At 44.7% G+C, this 4,081-nt stretch carries 5 protein-coding genes; 1 reads left to right on the top strand and 4 read right to left on the bottom strand.

Going from position 1 to position 4,081, the window contains the following annotated elements:
- From F6K49_RS36445 to F6K49_RS36435, 3 genes are all read right to left on the bottom strand, one after another.
- A partial coding sequence (locus F6K49_RS36445; RefSeq protein ID WP_293104693.1) for a DUF2283 domain-containing protein occupies positions 1-145 on the bottom strand: 145 nt, incomplete at its 3' end.
- A gap of 19 nt (positions 146-164) precedes the next feature.
- A complete protein-coding gene (locus tag F6K49_RS36440) occupies positions 165-440 on the bottom strand; it encodes a hypothetical protein (RefSeq protein WP_287253212.1) in 276 nt (91 codons plus the stop codon).
- Between the two features lie 233 nt (positions 441-673).
- Complete coding sequence (locus tag F6K49_RS36435; protein ID WP_293104681.1) at positions 674-1,639, bottom strand: threo-3-hydroxy-L-aspartate ammonia-lyase; 966 nt, start codon at positions 1,637-1,639, stop codon at positions 674-676.
- Here F6K49_RS36435 and F6K49_RS36430 point away from each other — a divergent pair.
- The gene (locus tag F6K49_RS36430) at positions 1,628-1,819 is read left to right on the top strand and encodes a hypothetical protein (protein WP_293104676.1); all 192 of its coding nucleotides are present in this window, start codon (positions 1,628-1,630) and stop codon (positions 1,817-1,819) included. The two genes, F6K49_RS36435 and F6K49_RS36430, sit on opposite strands and share 12 nt — an antisense overlap.
- Positions 1,820-1,862: 43 nt before the next feature.
- Here the strand turns inward: F6K49_RS36430 and F6K49_RS36425 are convergent.
- Positions 1,863-4,081 (bottom strand): CHASE2 domain-containing protein (locus F6K49_RS36425; protein ID WP_293104671.1); only part of this gene is annotated, 2,219 nt, incomplete at its 5' end.

The following is a 4,081-nucleotide window of genomic DNA, read 5'->3' as shown; positions in this document are numbered from 1 at the left end:
AACTTGCTTGGATAATCTCTATTCCAATTAATTCTCCTGCTTCATTGAGTTCGGCGGTAATGTTAGGACTAATTTCGACACTACCTGCTTCTGGTTCATCAGACAGGGTAAGGTGAAGGATATCCTCTTGTTCAAAGTATGTCATCTTGGCCTTATTAATTAAGTTATTCATTAATGGTAAATCTCCCAGTTCTTAAGCGGAATCGTAGTTGTTGACGGGTGGTACTATGGATGGTTACTGGAGTTATCAAATCACCACTGCGTTCATAAGGGATTATGACTAACTGATTGTCGTGCTTGCCAACTGCGATTTGTCTGCCTGTGACGGTATCATAATATCTCTCTCCAGAAAATCTCAGGATTTCCTCGATCTTAGCTAGGTCAAATCCCCTTAGTTCGGCTCGATACTGCAGATAATTTGACCAGACAATTTGTGGCATTTGTTAAAGGTTGCTGAAGTTTGAGTGGCGAGCGCAACTTCTATAATACACACAAGCAATCCCACTCCTTATTACAATATCTTTCAATTCTAACCAAAACGCGATCGCCTAGGGTGGATACTTCGTACCATCCTACAAATACTATCAGCTATCAGCTATCAGCTATCAGTGATCAGCTTTCATCCAAAGACTGACCGCTGAGCACTGACCGCTGACCGCTGACCGCTGAATGCTTACGTCAATTGACCAATTTGTTTCAAATCGACATTGCCACCACTGATAATGACACCAATCCGAGCATTGGGCATTTTAATAATCCCTTCAAGTAGGGCAGCAGCAGCTAAGGCACCAGTGGGCTCAACTACAATTTTTAGCCGTTCCCAGAGGAAAAACATGGTACGGATAATCGCAGCTTCCGATACAGTTACCATGTCATCAACGTAATGAAGGACTAGGGGAAAGGTAAGTTTGCCGAGGCTGGGAGTTCTGGCTCCGTCAGCAATAGTGTTGGGATTGTCAACAGTTTGGAGGATTTTGCTATGGAAGGAACGGGTGGCATCATCGGCCTGTGCTGGTTCTACACCAATCACACGGCAATTAGGACATAGGGTTTTGGTTGCGATCGCACATCCTGAGAGTAAGCCACCACCACCACAACACACCAGTAACAGATCCAGTGAACCGACTTGTTCTAGGAGTTCTTTGGCAGTAGTACCTTGTCCAGCAATAATGTGGGGGTGATCGTAGGGAGGAATGATGGTGAGTTTGCGATCGCGTGATAACTCTTCGGCTAATGCTTCCCTTCTCAATTCAGCGCGATCATATAAAATTACTTCAGCACCATAGCCACGGGTAGCGGCTTGCTTGACCGCTGGGGCATCTTTGGGCATGACTACAGTGGTGGGGATACCGAGGATAGTGCCAGATAATGCGATCGCTTGGCCATGATTACCAGAAGAAAAGGTGAGAACCCCTCGCTGTTTTTGTGCTTCAGATAGTTGTGACAGAGCGTTATAAGCCCCTCGAAACTTAAAGGCACCAATACGTTGGAAGTTTTCGCATTTAAAGAAGACTTGAGCATTGGTGAGCTGGTTGACCGTTCTGGAGGTATGGACTGGGGTTTGATGGGCATTCCCCGATAGGCGTTTGGCGGCAGCTTCTATGTCAGTGTAGGTTACGGGTAATGCTTGCAGTTCCATAGCAGTAGGGGAGTCGGGAATCGGGAATCGGGAGTCGGGAGTCGGGAGTCGGGGAGTCGGGAGTCGGGAGTCGGGAGTCGGGAGTCGGGAATCGGGTTAAGAAACTTGAATATACCTGATCAGTATAAGAAACAGGCTTACTTAATTCTTAATTCTAAATTCTTAATTCTTAATTCTTAATTCTTAATTCTTAATTCTTAATTCTTAATTCTTAATTCTAAGATTACTTCACCACTTTTAGACGATGTGGTGAGGGTTGATCATACAGAACAATAAAACCACCAATAACCACCACAGCCAATGCTGAGGGGACTAATGGTACCCAATACCCTTGTTTCAAAAGACCTAAGCAGGAGCCGTAGAGAATCGATAGAGCCAACAGCAACACACCCAAACGTAGGGAGGATTTACAGCGCCAACACACCATACCAGCCGTTAGGCACCAACCCCAAATCCACACTACTTCACGCCATGTAGGCCAATCCCGTATCAGGGGTCGCTGATCTAAAACAGCACTTATAATCTGACTTACCATGTGGGCATGGAGAATCACTCCTGGTGTTTGATCCTCTATTTCATTACCTTTACTATAGGGTGTAAAAAAATAATCCTCACGGCTGGGAGCAGTAACGCCAATCAGAACAATTCTTCCCTTGAAGGCATCACCATTGATCTTACCGTTTAGAACTTGAGAGAGAGTGACTTGGGGCACAAAATCTTCTGGAGATTGGTGAAAACGGTAATTCAGCATGATTTGGTGTCCCCAGGCATCCAGGTTATGATAACTGCCAGTATGATGGGTTAAGGGTGTAAAGACTACATCACCTAGCTGTAAATATCCTTGATCTGTGTAGGTGGGAGATATTTCCTCTGCCACTAGATACCGCATGGCCAACTGGGTACTCAGAGCATAGGAAGCACTACAAACTGATGTGGGATCAGGGTTAAAGGCCAACAGATGGCGACGGATCACCCCGTCTGGGTCACCTACAACATCACTAAAGGCCAAGTTTTGTTTCGGAACTTCTGGGGGCGGTGAAATTCCTTGATCCTCTTCGTTACTGGCTTTGCAGACCGTAACTAAATTCTCGGTTTGCTCTAGGAGCGTTCCCAAATCTTGGTAGTCTGGGGCTACAGGAAAATCACGATGAATATCTAGGCCAATTACTTTGGCTTGAGAGGAATTAAGTATTTCTAATAGTTGTTTGAGTGATCGGTCTGATAAGGAGGTACCTGGTCTTAAATCCGACTGCTGAGCTTTAATATCTTCTTCAGTAACCTCTACCACTATAATACGGGAATCAGGAAACTCCGCTGGTCTTCTATTAATCAGGTGGTCGAAGGCTTTCAATTCCAAACCTTGGAGTAAACTGAGCTGCTGTATAACTATCAAGAAGCATGTAATTACTAAACTGCTCACTAATACCTGGAGCAAGCTCAGCTTAGGACGTACAGGTGGAGGTGGAGGTGGAGGTATAGGTGGAGGTGGGACAGGGTTATCTATCAACCCTTTCCAAGTCGGTGGCGGGGCGGCGGGATTCTGACAAATTATCGGTAACCAAGTTGCACAAGGAAACTCATCTTCTATCCCTTGTAATCGTTCCCTAGCTTCCCGCACTGCTAAATAGAAGGACTGCCCCCGAGCAAAAGCGGTTAAAAAATATTTCAAAAATTCCTGTGAAACCCGGTCAGGTACCGGTTCTCGCATCACAACAATTTGGGGAATCTGTAAATTAGCCAGATTTGAGGCTAAACCCAAGCCATCACAAGAATTAAAAATCGCTATTTTTAAGCCTTTTCCAATTGCTCTTTTTAAGCCAAACTTTAACTGATTAATGGTTAAACTATCGGTTTTATTAATATAAATGTGACCCGTTTCATCATTGTTTTGACTGGAACTATGACCAGCAAAAAAGAGGATATCCCAGCATTGCTCCCAAAGGGCTTCATGGACTTGCTGGCGCTTGGGTTCTATGAGAAACTTGATCTGAGCATCAGGTAATTCCTCTAGCAACTTCTGATCTGCTTCGGTATCAATACCAAAACTATTGCCAATAATTGCTAAAATTCTCACCTTGGCGTGGGGCTTGGGATTTAGAGTGACTGGTTCAAACTTTAAGGCACTTAAAGCAATTTCTGCCTTGGAATAGCGTTCCCAAAAATCCCACAGATGCCAGGGCAGTCGCCGTAAACAACTGTTCTCGGTTTGAATAATGAGACGAATTTCATCCGAGGGTAATAGTTGTTCGAGTAATTTCTCCTTAATCGGTCGAAATGGCTCTGAGGATAGCCAAGCATTTAAGCGATCGCCTAATACTTGGGCAGCATTGTAGCACCGTTCCAGTTTAGATACATTGGTCACTTGTACCACTGATGCTTCTAGACGGGAACGTAACCCCAAACTGTGATAACTCGTTGTCCAACTTTGGCACGATTGCAGAA

This window comes from Moorena sp. SIO3I6 (genome assembly GCF_010672095.1).
Note: the sequence above shows the minus strand (reverse complement) of the source record. Positions and strands in the feature narration are given on the sequence as shown.